General features: G+C 59.5%; 12 protein-coding genes. 8 read left to right on the plus strand and 4 right to left on the minus strand.

The window, feature by feature from the left end:
- Positions 1-34 precede the first annotated feature (34 nt).
- From NDJ82_RS21550 to NDJ82_RS21560, 3 genes are read right to left on the minus strand one after another with little or no spacing between them, the layout of a single operon-like run.
- Positions 35-949: a PLP-dependent cysteine synthase family protein gene (locus NDJ82_RS21550; protein WP_250926260.1), complete on the minus strand. Its 915-nt coding sequence runs from the start codon at positions 947-949 to the stop codon at positions 35-37.
- Positions 950-964: 15 nt separating this feature from the next.
- A complete protein-coding gene (gene moeB, locus NDJ82_RS21555; RefSeq protein WP_250926261.1) occupies positions 965-2827 on the minus strand; it encodes a molybdopterin-synthase adenylyltransferase MoeB in 1863 nt (620 codons plus the stop codon).
- Positions 2828-2850: 23 nt separating this feature from the next.
- Positions 2851-3744: a DMT family transporter gene (locus NDJ82_RS21560; protein ID WP_160385034.1), complete on the minus strand. Its 894-nt coding sequence runs from the start codon at positions 3742-3744 to the stop codon at positions 2851-2853.
- Between the two features lie 160 nt (positions 3745-3904).
- On the opposite strand from NDJ82_RS21560, the gene NDJ82_RS21565 reads away from it, so the two are divergent.
- Positions 3905-5329: an aminotransferase-like domain-containing protein gene (locus NDJ82_RS21565; protein ID WP_099582706.1), complete on the plus strand. Its 1425-nt coding sequence runs from the start codon at positions 3905-3907 to the stop codon at positions 5327-5329.
- A 75-nt stretch (positions 5330-5404) separates the two neighbouring features.
- On the opposite strand, the gene ppsR is transcribed toward NDJ82_RS21565, so the two are convergent.
- Positions 5405-6223, minus strand: coding sequence for a posphoenolpyruvate synthetase regulatory kinase/phosphorylase PpsR (gene ppsR, locus NDJ82_RS21570; protein WP_003193298.1), 819 nt, complete (start codon positions 6221-6223; stop codon positions 5405-5407).
- A 178-nt stretch (positions 6224-6401) separates the two neighbouring features.
- Here ppsR and ppsA point away from each other — a divergent pair, with 178 nt between their 5' ends.
- The 7 genes from ppsA to sigX all read left to right on the plus strand — a co-directional run bounded on the left by ppsA (position 6402) and on the right by sigX (position 13408).
- The gene (ppsA, locus tag NDJ82_RS21575) at positions 6402-8777 is read left to right on the plus strand and encodes a phosphoenolpyruvate synthase (RefSeq protein ID WP_099582705.1); all 2376 of its coding nucleotides are present in this window, start codon (positions 6402-6404) and stop codon (positions 8775-8777) included.
- Between the two features lie 105 nt (positions 8778-8882).
- Positions 8883-9872, plus strand: coding sequence for an alpha/beta fold hydrolase (locus NDJ82_RS21580; RefSeq protein ID WP_099582704.1), 990 nt, complete (start codon positions 8883-8885; stop codon positions 9870-9872).
- Positions 9873-10059: 187 nt separating this feature from the next.
- Positions 10060-10551 carry a ribonuclease E activity regulator RraA gene (gene rraA / locus NDJ82_RS21585; protein WP_158876995.1) on the plus strand — a complete coding sequence of 164 codons (492 nt, stop codon included), beginning with the start codon at positions 10060-10062 and terminating at the stop codon, positions 10549-10551.
- Positions 10552-10575: 24 nt separating this feature from the next.
- Positions 10576-11571, plus strand: coding sequence for a divalent cation transporter CmaX (gene cmaX, locus NDJ82_RS21590; RefSeq protein WP_099582703.1), 996 nt, complete (start codon positions 10576-10578; stop codon positions 11569-11571).
- Positions 11572-11657: 86 nt separating this feature from the next.
- Positions 11658-11903 carry a hypothetical protein gene (locus NDJ82_RS21595; RefSeq protein ID WP_025854229.1) on the plus strand — a complete coding sequence of 82 codons (246 nt, stop codon included), beginning with the start codon at positions 11658-11660 and terminating at the stop codon, positions 11901-11903.
- 2 nt (positions 11904-11905) lie between these two features.
- Entirely contained in the window at positions 11906-12730 is an 825-nt protein-coding gene (locus NDJ82_RS21600; RefSeq protein ID WP_003175519.1) for a mechanosensitive ion channel family protein, read from the plus strand.
- Positions 12731-12817: 87 nt separating this feature from the next.
- Positions 12818-13408, plus strand: a complete 591-nt coding sequence (gene sigX / locus NDJ82_RS21605) for an RNA polymerase sigma factor SigX (protein ID WP_099582702.1) — start codon at positions 12818-12820, stop codon at positions 13406-13408.
- Positions 13409-13495: the final 87 nt, after the last annotated feature.

A 13495-nucleotide genomic window follows, 5' to 3' on the forward strand; every position in this document is an offset into this window, starting at 1 on the left:
GGCACCCCCGCATTCTGGCTGGTTGGAAAACCGGTTATTCAAAACTGGGAAGGTAGCTGTCGGCATTGTCGTAGACCATGGTCAACACCACCGTTTCGGGCGGCAGTTCGGGGGCGAGCCGGGCGATGGCGACCATGTTGGCAGCGGACGACAGGCCGAGGCTGATGGCGTCGGTGCGCATGATGCGTTTCATCATGTCGATGCAGTCCTGGCGCGAAACCTTGAGCATGCCGTCGATCACATTGAGGTTGAGGATGCTCGGGATCAGGCCAATCGACAGGCCCTGGATATGGTGCGGCGCGTGCTGGTCTTTCAGCAGGTCGCATTCTTCCGGTTCCACGCCCATGACGAGGATCGCCGGCCAGGCGGCTTTGAGGGTTTCGCCGATACCGGTGATATGGCCACCGGTGCCGATGCCGCTGACAAAGTAGTCCACACGACGCTCGCCAAAGGCGCGGAGGATTTCCGGCGCGGTGGTGTCGCGGTGGGTCTGCGGGTTGGCGCCGTTGCGTTGCTGGTTGAGCATCACGTAGCTGGGGTTTTCCAACTGCAGCTCCATGCACTTTTCGCCATGGGAATTGTTGCCCCGGCGGCTGTCCGACAGCACCACCTTGGCGCCGTACAGGCGCAGCAGCTTCTGTTTTTCGGGGCTGTAGTTGTCGGGGATCACCAGCACCACTTTGTAGCCCAGCACATTGCCGGCCATCACCAGGCCGATGCCGGTATTGCCGCCGCTTGGCTCAATGATGGTTTGCCCGGAATCGCGTATCAGCACGCCCCGGCGCTCGGCGTCGAGGATCATGCCCAGGGCGATGCGCGCCTTGTGGCTGCCACCGGGGTTGAGGGATTCGAGCTTGGCGTAGACCTCGATGCCAAGGTCTTCGGAAAACTGCGCCAGCCGCACAATGGGCGTGTGGCCGATGGCGTCGAGGATCGAGTTATGCAACATCAGTCGGTCCTCGGCTCAGTACAAGGGCATGTCAGGTTCGACGTCGCGAACCCAATGTTTCATGCCGCCTTGCAGGACTTTGGTGTTGGCAAAGCCCGCCGCCAGCAGCGTACTGGCCGCTTGCTCGGCGCGGGTGCCGGCGTAGCAGATCAGGTAATGGGTGTTGTCGCGGTTGAGGCGGTCGAGTTGATCGTCCAGCTCGGCGAGGGGGATATGCAGCACCCCCGGCAACTTGCACACCTCCAGTTCGCTGGCGTCGCGCACGTCCAGCAGCACGTCGGCGCTGCGTGGGTGTTCGAGCAGTTGCTTGAGGACGCGGGGCTTGATGTAGCGTTCTTCGGCCAGTGACGGGGCGCTGGGCAGGGCGTCGGCGCACACGGCCGGCGCGATCGTTTCACTGTGGCGCAGTTCGGAACAGCACGGGCAGTCGGCGCGGCGCTTGAAGCGGATTTCGCTGAACTTCATCGCCAGCGCATCGAAACGCATCAAACGCCCGGACAGCGGCTCGCCAATGCCGATCAGCAGCTTGATGGCCTCGGTCGCCTGGATCATCCCGACCACGCCGGGCAACACGCCGATCACGCCACCGGCGCTGCAATTGGGTGCCAACTCTGCGGGCGGTGCGCTGGGGAACAGGCAGCGGTAGCACGGCCCGCCCTTGTAGTTGAGCACGCTGATCTGCCCGTCGAAACGGTAGATGGCGCCATACACCAAGGGTTTTCCAAGCTGGACGCATGCGTCATTGACCAGGTAGCGGGTGTCGAAGTTGTCGGTGCCGTCGATCACCAGGTCATAGGCGCCCACCAGTTCCAGGGCGTTATCGGCATTCAGCGCGGTGTTGTGGGCATTGATCTGGATGTGAGCATTCAGGTCTTGCAGGCGCTGTTTGGCGGATTCGACCTTTGGCAGGCCCAGCGTGCTGTTGCCGTGGACGATCTGGCGTTGCAGGTTGCTGCTTTCCACCACGTCGAAATCCACCAGGCCCAAAGTGCCGACGCCGGCCGCCGCCAGGTACAGGCTGATGGGCGAGCCCAGGCCGCCGGTGCCGATGATCAGTACCTTGGCTTTCTTCAGGTTCAACTGACCCTCGCGGCCCACGCCCGGCAGGGTGATATGGCGCACGTAGCGCTGGACTTCTTCGTTGCTCAGGGATTCGACGTCGATGCCGCCGGACGTGGCGAGCAGCACTTCGATCCTGGCTTTTTCCGGCAACGGTTCGTCGGCCTCGATCAGCGCTTCCTCGGCGGTAAACAGGAAGTGTTCCTTGAGCTGATTGTTCTTCTCGTGAAACAGATGCGTGCGCAACTGCGGGTGGCTGTTGCAGAGGTTTTCAATGACTTCGCGCAATGTCGATCCGGTGCTCTCAAGGGTCGATTCCGGCAGCTTGGCCACGCGAACCAGGATATCGGGGAAAGAGACAGCGTTCATGGACAACTCCGTGTGCAGGTCGTTGAAGGGTTGAAGGGCGAACTGTGTGCCATCCCAGGCAAACAGCTTGGAACCGAGAGCCTGGCCCTGGCGAACATCGACTACCAGGTAGCTCACGGGGTAGATCGGTTCACCCAGGAACAGCGCCTTGTCCTGGTCCTCATCGCTGAAATAGGCGCCGACGTCAGGGTGAGAGTGGTAGATCACCACCACGGGGTTGTCGCTGCGAAACGCCTTCTTCAACAGTAGGGTGTCGGCCACCGAGAAGGTGTAGCCGTTGGCTGCGCTGCGTGGGTACATCTCGGGGTTCTTGCGGTGCAGTTCATTCTGGATATTGCTGCCCAGGTACACGCTGCCGTCGGCGAAGACGTAGCCGCAGCATTCCTCGGGATAGCTGCGGCTGGCGTGGGCGTAGATCTGTTCCAGGGCGGTGGGGCGGAGGACGTCCATGTTTCTCTCGCGTTGGTGGGTGGTCAATTTTTCTTGGCCATGAGTTTTTCGATGGGCAACTTGGTGATCGCAAAACCGGCCAGCAGGATGGCCGAGTACAGCATCAGGTCGCGGGAAATCGCCACGCCTTCGTACCAGGCGCCGATGATCACCGCGAACACCGGGAAGATAATGAATACGAACGACAGGATGATCGGGCTCAAGCGCTTGAGCAGCATGAAGTACACGATGAACCCGCCCACCGAGGCCACCAGTCCGAGGTAGAACAGGGCGCTCCAGGAGCGCAGGGTGATGTCTTCAAAGGTGGGTGTTTCAAACCACAGTCCCGCGACGAACAGCATCAACCCGGCAATGCCGATGGGCAGGGTGTTGTAGGTGATCACGCTGATGGCGCTGCCTTTCTGCTTGGTAATCACATAGCACAAGGCATGCATGATCGCGGCCGTCAGAATCGCCAACACCCCGAAAAACTCGGCGTGGTCCAGGTGCAGGCCCTGGCTGCGGATGATCATGTACAGGCTGCCGAAGCCGATGCCGATGCCGACCACCTGGGAAAAGTAGATGCGCTCGCGCAGGAACAGCGCGGAGAAAATCAGGATGAATACCGGCATGCAACTGAAGAGCAGGGCGGTGAGGCCGGACGAGACATGCATCTCGCCGTAGTTGAGCAGGTAGTAGGGCACGCTGAAGTAGGACAGGGTCACGAACACGAAAAACCAGCGGCTTTCGCGAGGGAACAGGATCGGCTCGCGGCGCACCATGGCGAAACACAGGAACAGCGGGAAGGCGATGAGGAAGCGCAGGCCGGCGGAGGTCAGTGGTGGCACGCTTTCCACGGCAATCTTGATGCCCAGCCAGGTCGTGCCCCAACTCAGGCACACGATCAGGAACATCACACTGGTGATCAGCCCGGCCAGCCACTGCTTTTGAGTTTTGGTTTTGGCGGTGTTTTCGATAACGGCGGACATTGGCATCGTTTATTGCTTCCCTGAGCCGGAATTGAACTCTATATTGAACTTGTAATGAGTGATTAAATTCGGCGATTGAACCCGTAAAAGCACACTATTAGGGCGAAAGATGGCTGTCAAAACAAATATTGACATGGTGTCAATTATGCGTGAGGGCTTGTCCAACGGTCAGGGCGTGAAGTACAAGCGCCTGTCCGATGTCATGGAACGGGGCATCCTCGAAGGCTTGATTGAACCGGGACGAAAACTGCCGCCCCATCGGGTGCTTTCCGACAATCTCGGGGTGACCATCGGCACCATCAGCCGGGCCTACGGTGAGTTGGAACGCCTGGGTCTGGTGGTCGCCCGCGTTGGTGACGGAACATTCGTGCGCAAGCGTGGGATGGAGCGCCAGCGCGATGAAGGCTTTCGCAACGTCAGCGAGGAGCCGCGCCAGTACTTCGATATGAGCCGCAACATGCACATCCCCGGGCAGGAGACGGCCTTCCTGGCCCAGAGCTTCCAAACCCTGTCGACCAACGCCAAGTTCCTCCAGGACATCAGCGCCTACACCCCGGACGCTGGCCTGCCGCGCTACCGCGAAGCCGGTGCGCAATGGTTGGTGCAGCGTGACTTTCATCCCATCCCTGAACAGGTCATTTGCGTGAATGGCGGCCAGCACGGCCTGCTCTGCGCGATGATGGCGCTGCTGCGGGCAGGCGATACGGTGGTGACCGAACAACTGACGTACCCAGGCCTGATCACCGCAGCGCGCATGCTCGGCATACGCTTGATCGGCCTGGAGATGGATGACGAAGGCGTGCTGCCGAATGCGCTGGATGAAGTCTGTCGAAACCACCGGATTTCGGCGCTGTACTGCACGCCGACGATCCAGAACCCCACCACCGCCGTGTTATCGGTGGCGCGCCGCGCTGCGCTGGTCAAGGTATGCCGCGAGCACAATCTGCTGATCCTGGAAGATGAAGCCCACGGTGTATTGGTAGAAGATCGGCCGCCGCCTCTCAGCCATTTCGCCCCCGAGCGTACGATTTTGATCAGTAGCCTGAGCAAGGCGGTATCCGCCGGACTGCGCGTGGGGTATGTACATGCACCGCCGGCGCTGGTCAGCCGGATCTCGGCAGCCCTGCGCTCAACCTGCTGGATGGCCACGCCAGTAACCCTGGAACTGGCCACCCAGTGGATCGAAAACGGCACGGCGGAGTACTTGCTGCGCCAGCAGATCAACGAGATCAGTCGGCGTAAAGCCCTGGTGCGTGACCTGCTCGAAGGCCTGCAATATCGCACTCACCTCAACAGCCCGCACTTCTGGATTGAGGTGCCCGAGCCGTGGCGTGCGTCGGAAATCGAGGCTGAACTCAAGCAGAACAACTACCTGATCGCCACCGCCGAGGCATTTGCCGTGGGGCAGACGGCAGTGCCGCAGTTTATTCGGGCGAGTATCTGCAATACGTCAGGCGACGATCAGTTGTTGCGCGAGGGGTTTGACGCGTTGGCGACGGCGTTGGGGCAGGGGGGTGGCCGGTTTCACCTGTAGGCCTTGGTCTTTGTGGTGAGCGGGCTTGCTCCGCGCGAGGCAAGCTCGCTCACCACAAAAGTGCCAGGCAGAAAATTACTTGAAGCGCCGCTCCACACCCTTCTCCACCAGAATCTTCGCTGAAATCTCTTCAACCGAAAAATGCGTGGAATTGATGTGCGCAATATTCTCGCGACGGAACAGATTTTCCACTTCACGCACTTCGAACTCGCACTGGGCATAGCTTGAGTAGCGGCTGTTGGGCTTGCGTTCGTTGCGGATGGCCGTCAGGCGGTCCGGGTCGATGGTCAGGCCGAACAGCTTGTGGGAGTGGGCGCGCAGGGCGGCCGGCAGCGTCAGGTGTTCCATGTCGTCTTCGGTCAGCGGGTAGTTGGCTGCGCGGATGCCGAATTGCATGGCCATGTACAGACAGGTAGGCGTTTTGCCGCAGCGCGACACGCCCACCAGGATCAGGTCGGCCTTGTCGTAGTAGTGCGTGCGGGCGCCATCGTCGTTGTCGAGGGCGAAGTTCACCGCTTCGATACGCTCCATGTAGTTGGAGTTATGCCCAATGGAATGGGACTTTCCGACGGAGTAGGAGGAGTGCTCGCTCAACTCCTGCTCCAGTGGCGCCAGGAAGGTCGAGAAAATGTCGATCATGAAACCATTCGACGTTGCGAGAATCTCACGGATGTCTTGATTGACGATGGTGTCGAAAATGATCGGCCGAAAACCGTCTTTTTCAGCCGCCAGATTGATTTGTTGTACCATGGCCCGCGCTTTATCCACGCTGTCGATATAGGGCCGCGTGAATTTGGCGAAGGTAATGTTTTCGAACTGCGCGAGCAGGCTTTGACCCAATGTTTCGGCTGTGATGCCGGTGCCGTCGGAGATAAAGAAAGCAGATCGTTTCATTTGAGCCCTGGGCCTTAAGCTGATGGCGAATCTTGGATATGATAGGCGCGATTTTGCCGTCCCGCAGTGGGCCGCATTCTCACTTATTTTCCAGGTCCAGGCCACAAGCGCTGGCGAACGCTCCTACTGAGCAGCCGGCGTCCTGAGCTTTTCCAACACAGAAAGTGGAGAGATCACCTTGGTAGAGTACGTAGTTTCCCTCGATAAGCTCGGCGTCCATGATGTAGAGCACGTAGGGGGCAAGAACGCATCCCTCGGCGAGATGATCAGTAATCTTGCAGGCGCTGGTGTCTCGGTGCCCGGTGGTTTCGCCACCACGGCCCAGGCTTACCGCGATTTTCTCGAACTGAGCGGCCTCAACGCCCAGATCCACGCCGCGCTGGACGCCCTGGACGTCGATGACGTCAACGCCCTGGCCAAGACCGGCAGCCAGATCCGCCAATGGATCATGGACGCCGAGTTCCCCGAGAAACTCAACGAAGAAATCCGCACCGCCTTCGCCGCTCTGTCGGCCGGCAACCCGGATATGGCCGTTGCCGTGCGCTCCTCCGCCACTGCCGAAGACTTGCCGGACGCCTCTTTCGCGGGTCAGCAAGAGACCTTCCTTAACATCCGTGGCGTAGAAAACGTGATCCGCGCCGCCAAGGAAGTGTTTGCCTCTCTGTTTAACGACCGCGCCATTTCCTACCGCGTACACCAAGGTTTCGACCACAAGCTGGTGGCTTTGTCTGCCGGTGTGCAGCGCATGGTGCGTTCGGAAACCGGCACCGCCGGCGTGATGTTCACCCTGGACACCGAGTCAGGCTTCCGTGACGTGGTGTTTATCACCGGCGCCTACGGCCTGGGCGAAACCGTCGTACAAGGCGCGGTCAACCCGGACGAATTCTACGTACACAAGCACACCCTTGAAGCCGGCCGCCCGGCCATCCTGCGCCGCAACCTGGGCAGCAAGGCAATCAAGATGATCTACGGCGACGAGGCCAAGGCCGGTCGTTCGGTCAAGACCGTTGATGTGGACAAGGCCGAGCGCGCACGTTTCTGTCTGTCCGACGCTGAGGTCAGCGAATTGGCCAAGCAAGCGATGATCATCGAAAAGCACTACAAGTGCCCGATGGACATCGAATGGGCCAAAGACGGTGACGACGGCAAGCTGTACATCGTGCAGGCCCGCCCGGAAACCGTGAAGAGCCGCACTTCGGCCAATGTCATGGAACGCTACCTGCTGAAAGAAACCGGCACCGTACTGGTGGAAGGCCGTGCCATCGGCCAGCGCATCGGCGCCGGCAAGGTGCGGATCATCAAGGACGTGTCCGAGATGGACAAGGTCCAGCCAGGTGACGTACTGGTCTCCGACATGACCGACCCGGACTGGGAACCGGTGATGAAGCGTGCGAGCGCCATTGTCACCAACCGCGGCGGGCGTACCTGCCACGCGGCGATCATCGCCCGTGAGCTGGGGATTCCGGCCGTCGTGGGTTGTGGCAACGCCACCCAGCTGCTGAAAGATGGCCAGGGCGTGACCGTGTCCTGCGCCGAAGGCGACACCGGTTTCATCTTTGAAGGTGAGTTGGGCTTCGATATCAAGCAAAACTCCATCGACGCCATGCCCGACCTGCCGTTCAAGATCATGATGAACGTCGGCAACCCGGACCGCGCCTTCGACTTCGCGCAGTTGCCGAACGCCGGTGTGGGCCTGGCCCGCCTGGAATTCATCATCAACCGCATGATCGGCGTGCACCCCAAGGCCCTGCTGAACTACGACGGCCTGCCGCTGGACATCAAGGAAAGCGTCGACAAGCGCATCGCCGGTTACAACGACCCGGTGGGCTTCTACGTCGAGAAGCTGGTTGAAGGCATCAGCACCCTGGCGGCGGCGTTCTACCCGAAAAAGGTCATCGTGCGCCTGTCGGACTTCAAGTCCAATGAATACGCCAACCTGATCGGCGGCAAGCTCTACGAGCCGGAAGAAGAAAACCCGATGCTGGGTTTCCGCGGCGCCTCGCGTTACATCAGCGAAGCGTTCCGTGATTGCTTCGAGCTGGAATGCCGCGCGCTCAAACGTGTACGCAACGAGATGGGCCTGACCAACGTCGAGATCATGGTGCCGTTCGTCCGCACCCTGGGCGAAGCGAGCCAGGTGGTCGACCTGCTGGCTGAAAACGGCCTGTCCCGTGGCGAAAACGGCCTGCGCGTGATCATGATGTGCGAACTGCCGTCCAACGCCATCCTGGCCGAAGAGTTCCTGGAGTTCTTCGACGGCTTCTCTATTGGCTCCAACGACCTGACCCAGTTGACCCTGGGCCTGGACCGCGATTCGGGGATCATCGCCCACTTGTTCGACGAGCGTAACCCGGCCGTCAAGAAGCTGCTGGCCAACGCTATCCAGGCCTGTAACAAGGCCGGCAAGTACATCGGCATCTGCGGCCAAGGCCCTTCCGACCATCCGGACCTGGCCAAATGGCTGATGGAACAGGGTATCGAAAGCGTCTCGCTGAACCCCGATTCCGTGCTGGAAACCTGGTTCTTCCTGGCGGAAGGCCAAGCGCCCGCTTAAGGTCGTTACGTCAAAAGTGCCGGTCACTCGTTGTGGGTGACCGGCATTCTTATCTGTACAGGGCGGAATCCTTGCGGACGTCGCCCTTTTTTGTGCAAGAGCATTATGCAAAGCAGCAGCAACCTGTTTCCCGTCGCCCTGATCAGCGCTGAACGTCGTGGCGACCTGAGTGAAGACGTGTACCGCCTCAAACCCGGTAACAGCCCCGACGGCACTGTCGAGCTGGCGGTTACCCGTTTAGGCTTGGCCGATGTCCCGGAAAACCGGGGCATTCCTGTTATTTTGTTGCACGGCAGTTTTTCCAACCGGCGCTTCTGGTATTCGCCCAAAGGCATCGGCCTGGGCGCTTATCTGGCGCGCCAGGGGTTTGATGTGTGGATCCCGGAAATGCGCGGCCACGGCCTGTCCAAGCGCAACCATGACTATGCGAAAAATCGGGTTGCCGACTACGCGCGCTATGATTTGCCGGCCATCGGCGCGTTTGTGCGCGAGCAAAGTGCCCAGATCCCCCATTGGATCGGCCACTCCCTGGGCGGTACAGCCTTGGCGGCGGCGCTGGGTGGTCAGCACCTGGGCGCGCCGGCAGTGGCGTCGGTGGCCTTGTTTGGTTGCCAGGTCAGTCGCACCCACTGGCCCCTGAAACTGCCGCCGGTGGAATGGACCGGTCGATTGCTTCTGAAGCGCTTTGGAGAGCTGTCCGGCTCACGCCTCAAGCGCGGCCCGGAGGACGAACCGGCGGGCGTGCTGATCGAAGCCATGCGTTGGAATGGCCTGTTTGGACGCTTTGGCGAGGGTAAGCAGGATTGGTGGAAAGGCCTGGCAGACGTCGATGTGCCAGTGTTGGCCGTCAGTGCGGCCGGTGATCATCAGGACCCTGACTGGGCCTGTCGCAAGCTGTTCGAGCAAATCGGTTCTGAGCATCGCCAATACCTTTGCCTGGGTCGCCAGCAAGGGTTTACCGGTGATTTCGGGCATGTGGAAATGCTTGTGAGCAAGGCCGCCCAAACCGAAGTATGGCCACTGGTGGCGCAATGGTTGAAAGACCCGCTCACACCGTTGTTTGGCGCCCCGGCCGAGGTGCTGGCGACGGTTTGACGCAGCGCTCTGCCAAGGGCGTTTCGCTCGTGCAAGGTTGCGGCTAAGATATGACGCGCTGAACGCTTCTGGTCATATTCAGTCGCGCAGTGGCTCTTGCGTTGCGGCGAAGCGAATGGGATGTTCCCCGTCCGCTTCGACCGATACTTCTTTGAAAGACACTTCTTTGGCAGAAAGGAATTTTTCGATGAACCATTACGTGACCCCCGACCTGTGCGACGCCTACCCGGAACTGGTGCAGGTGGTCGAGCCGATGTTCAGTAATTTCGGCGGCAGAGACTCCTTCGGTGGCGAGATCGTCACCATCAAGTGCTTCGAAGACAACTCGTTGGTCAAGGAGCAAGCCGACCAGCCGGGCGCCGGCAAGGTGCTGGTGGTCGACGGGGGCGGTTCCCTGCGGCGTGCGTTGTTGGGCGACATGATTGCCGAAAAAGCCGCGAAAAACGGCTGGGAAGGGTTGGTGATCTACGGTTGCATTCGTGATGTCGATGTCATAGCGCAGACCGATCTTGGCGTGCAGGCCCTGGCCAGCCATCCACTGAAGACCGACAAGCGCGGTATCGGTGACCTGAACGTGGTGGTCACGTTTGCCGGCGTGACCTTCCGTCCGGGTGAGTACATCTATGCGGACAATAATGGCGTGATCGTGTCGCCAAGTCCGTTGAAAATGCCTGAATAAACCGCAATAAACGACGGGGTGAGGATGTTCGAGGAAGAAAACGCGCAGTGGGGCCTGGTGCATGCCCTGGTGCTGGACGGTAAAGGCGGTGCGCGTTCGATTGCCCGGACTGAGCTCGATGACTTGCAACTGCAGCCCCAGGAAAGCCTGTGGCTGCATTGGGATCGCAGCCACCCGCAAACGCAGACCTGGCTGCGTAAATCCAGTGGCCTGAGCGAGTTCGCCTGTGACCTGCTGCTGGAGGAGAACACCCGCCCGCGCCTGTTGCCGTTGCCGGAGGCCGAGCTGCTGCTGTTCCTGCGTGGGGTTAACCTCAACCCCGGCGCGGAGCCGGAAGACATGGTTTCGGTGCGTATCTTCGCCGCCGCCAGCCGTGTGATTTCACTGCGTCTTCGCCCGTTGCGGGCGACCGATGAACTGCTGGTGCAACTGGCAGAGGGCAAAGGGCCGAAAACCGCGTCCGAACTCATCCTTTATATGGCGCAGTACCTGACCAACAAGGTGCAGGATCTGGTCACGGACCTGTCTGAAATCGTGGATACCGAGGAAGAAAAACTCGATACCGACGAACGGTATACTCCGGAGCACGGCAGCGTGTTGCAGATCCGCCGGCGAGCGGCCGGGCTCAAGCGATTCCTGGCACCGCAGCGGGACATCTTTGCCCAGCTGACGCGGATCAAATTGCCGTGGTTCTGCGACGACGATGCCGACTACTGGAACGAATTGAATAACAGCCTGACCCGCTATCTGGAAGAGCTCGAATTGACCCGCGAGCGCGTGGGGCTGGTGCTGGAGGCCGAAGACAGGCGCTTGAGCGTGCGCATGAACCGCACCATGTACCGCTTCGGGATCATCACCGGGATCTTTTTGCCCATGAGCTTTTTGACGGGGTTGCTGGGTATAAATGTGGGCGGTATACCGTTTTCTGAGAGCCCTTACGGATTCATGGTGGCGTGCCTGTTGATGGTGTCTGTAGCACTCGGACAATGGTGGCTATTTCGACGATTACGCTGGGTTTGAGCTGAATATTAGCTGAACGTAGGAAGGGTCCTATGTGACCCCAGGAATTTTACCCTCGTCTTTTAAATCACTTGCGAGAGGTCTCTATGCACGATCCGTTCGAACAGTCTTTACGTGACATGCTCAATGCCTCGCCGTCCAACCGTGACGACGATGCCTGCCTGGGCCGCGTGTTGAAAACCGCTAACCGCCAGGTGGGCGCGGGTGACCTGTTCGGTCTGCTCGGCCGCTGGGTGCCGGCCTTGATGATGGCCCTGAACAACGGTTCGGCCCACGTATCGCCGGTTTCTCGTCGTAAACCTCTTGCTCGCACTGCTGATAAGGCTGATTGAATATGGAACTTGATCTCTGGACCCAGAGCCTGGTCACCGCGATGACCGCATTGTGGACCAAGGTGGCGAATTTCATTCCCAACCTGTTTGGTGCGCTGGTCCTGGTATTGCTGGGTTTTGTCGTCGCCAAATTGCTCGACACCCTGTTGTCCAAATTGCTTGCAAAACTCGGCCTCGACCGCCTGATGGCAGGTACAGGCCTGACCAAGCTGCTGGGACGCGCCGGGCTGCAGGTGCCGATCTCCACGTTGATCGGCAAGATCGTTTATTGGTTCGTTTTGCTGATTTTTCTGGTTTCTGCGGCTCAATCCCTTGGACTTGAGCGAGTTTCAGCTACGCTCGACATGCTGGCGCTGTATTTGCCGAAGGTTTTCGGCGGTGCGCTGGTGCTGCTGGTAGGTGTTCTGCTGGCGCAACTGGCCAATGGGCTGGTGCGCGGCGCTGCCGAAGGCGTGGGGCTGGACTATGCTGCTGGCCTGGGGCGGATCGCTCAGGGGCTGGTGATCATCATCAGTATTTCGGTCGCGATCAGCCAGTTGGAGGTCAAGACTGACCTGCTCAACCATGTGATCGTGATCGTTTTGATTACCGTTGGTCTGGCCGTTGCGCTGGCCATGGGCTTGGGAAGCCGGGAAATTGCCGGCCAGATTCTTGCGGGAATCTATGTGCGTGAGCTGTATCAGGTAGGGCAACAGGTGCGTGTAGGCGAGGTCGAAGGGCAAATCGAAGAGATCGGCACAGTCAAGACGACAGTGCTGACCGATGACGGTGACCTGGTGTCGTTGTCCAATCGGATTCTCCTTGAGCAGCAGGTCAGTAGCCGCTAACCCGGTAAACCCTGCTAATGTACGCCGCCGCAAACCCGGCTGACCGGGCTGTAGCGGACATTGACCTGACTGTCGGCACGACTTGTTTTGAATAAAGCCCAAACGCTGTCCACGCGCTACGACCCCCGTGAGCTCTCTGATGAGGAGTTGGTCGCGCGCTCGCACACGGAGCTGTTTCACGTAACTCGCGCGTACGAAGAATTGATGCGCAGGTATCAACGCACTCTGTTCAACGTTTGTTCAAGGTATTTAGGGAACGATAGAGATGCGGACGATGTCTGTCAGGAAGTGATGCTGAAGGTGCTGTACGGCCTGAAGAACTTCGAGGGCAAATCGAAGTTCAAGACATGGCTGTACAGCATCACCTACAACGAGTGCATCACGCAGTATCGGAAGGAACGGCGAAAGCGTCGCTTGATGGACGCTTTGAGTCTGGACCCCCTTGAGGAGGCGACCGAAGAGAAGGCGCCGGCACCCGAGGAGAAGGGCGGACTCGATCGCTGGCTGGTGTATGTGAACCCGATTGACCGGGAAATTCTGGTGCTACGTTTCGTCGCAGAGCTCGAATTTCAGGAAATCGCTGACATCATGCACATGGGTTTGAGTGCTACAAAAATGCGTTACAAACGTGCTCTAGATAAATTACGTGAGAAATTTGCGGGCGAGACTGAAACTTAGTGCGTGGCAAATATCTCTTACGTGTAGGCAAGTTCTGTTAGACTTGTCGCCGAGTTGTCCCCCGGTTTGTGGGACTGCTTTACAATC

Source organism: Pseudomonas sp. SR18 (genome assembly GCF_023701505.1).
Lineage (GTDB): Bacteria > Pseudomonadota > Gammaproteobacteria > Pseudomonadales > Pseudomonadaceae > Aquipseudomonas > Aquipseudomonas cyclaminis.